We start from the raw sequence: 1,609 nt of genomic DNA on the forward strand, positions 1-1,609 counted from the left end.
CTTTAAGCTCCATCTTTCTGAAATCGAGCAGCTGGTTTACCAGGTTGAGCAGACGCTTTGCGTTTTTCTGTATCAGGGAGACCTGCTCTTTAATCAGATTATCTGATGATCCTTTCAGGATTTTGTCTATTGGTGCTAGAATTAAAGATAATGGCGTTCTAAATTCATGACTTACATTGGTTAGGAATTTGATTTTCATAGCATCCAGCTCTCTGTACCTCATTGCTTCTAAACGTTCATTATCAAGCAAGCGTTGTGATTCTACTTTCTCTTGTTCAATCAGTCTCTGAACTTTTTGTTTTTCCTGCTCAGCAGCAAATTGCTGCTTTAGTTGCTGGATACCGCGGTATCTGAAATAGTACAATGCGCCGCCTATGGCCAGAAAATAAAGAATATACGCCAATGTAGAAGTATACCATGGGTTCAGTATCCTGATCCTTAAGGTTACCGGTTTAGCATCAGAAATGTTTTCGGTACTTGATGCCCGTACCTTAAAAACATAATCGCCCGGATCAAGGTTTGTATAGGTGGCCTTGCGTAAAGTATTATCTGCAGAAATCCATGTCTTATCAAATCCCTCCAGCATGTACTGATGTTTCACTTTATGAGGGCCAATGTAATTTAATGATGCAAACTCTATGGTAAATACATTTTGATCGTGGTTTAAGGTAAGCTCTTTAGTATCAAAAATTGATTTTTTAAGTATTACCCGGCCATCAATTGCAGTGTTTGCTGTTACACTCTTATTGAACAGTTGAAAGTCGGTTATAAAGAGTTTAAAGGTTTGATTATAAGATTTAATTAAAGAAGGTTGGAAAATATTGATCCCATCAGGACCTCCAAATGCAAGTTCTCCGGTTCTTAGTTTTACGGAGGCAATTCGGTTAAATTCCTTACCCTGCAGGCCATCATTCTCATCAAAATTCTTGAAAATGAGGTTAAGTTTTTTGTTATAAGTAACCGATATCTTTGATAAGCCGTTTGATGTGCTTACCCAAAAGTCACCTTGATTATCTTCCTGAATGTCCATGATGTTATTATCAGGCAATCCATTTTCGATGGTATAATTGTAAAAGGTTTTGGTTTTGGGATTATAAAGGCTCAAACCATCTCTTGTTCCTATCCAGAGGTAGCCCCTGCTGTCTTCAATAAAGCTGTTAATGTTGTCGTTGATCAGGCTGTTATCGTTTTTTGGATCGTTTACTATCTTGATAAACTTTGTCCCTCCTTTTGGCAATACATTCATCCCATAGGATGTACCTGCCCAAATGTTTTGATGCGAATCTTCCAGTACCTTAAATACATAATCGGAACTAATTAGACTCAGGTTCTGCGTATATCTTTTAAATTTCTTTGTGGTTCTGTTGAAAAGGTTTATTCCACCTCCCATGGTGCTTATCCAAAACCGATTTGATGAATCTTCCAGAAAATCAGAAACCTTATTATCGCTTAAACTTTCAGGATCTGAGGCGTTGTATTTGTAATGGATAAACTTACCATTATCCATGTAATCGAAACCTCCGGTATAGGTTCCAATCCATAATTTTTCAAAACGGTCTATATAAATAGCAACAATGGCATCGTGAGACAGGCTATTGTTGTTTGAAGG

At 37.5% G+C, this 1,609-nt stretch carries 1 protein-coding gene; it reads right to left on the minus strand.

Features of this window, described 5'->3' with window-relative positions:
* On the minus strand, positions 1-1,609 hold a 1,609-nt coding region (locus AC1DDX_RS27285; protein WP_477623015.1), incomplete at both ends, for a ligand-binding sensor domain-containing protein.

Source organism: Pedobacter sp. 10L46_2, from assembly GCF_056395165.1.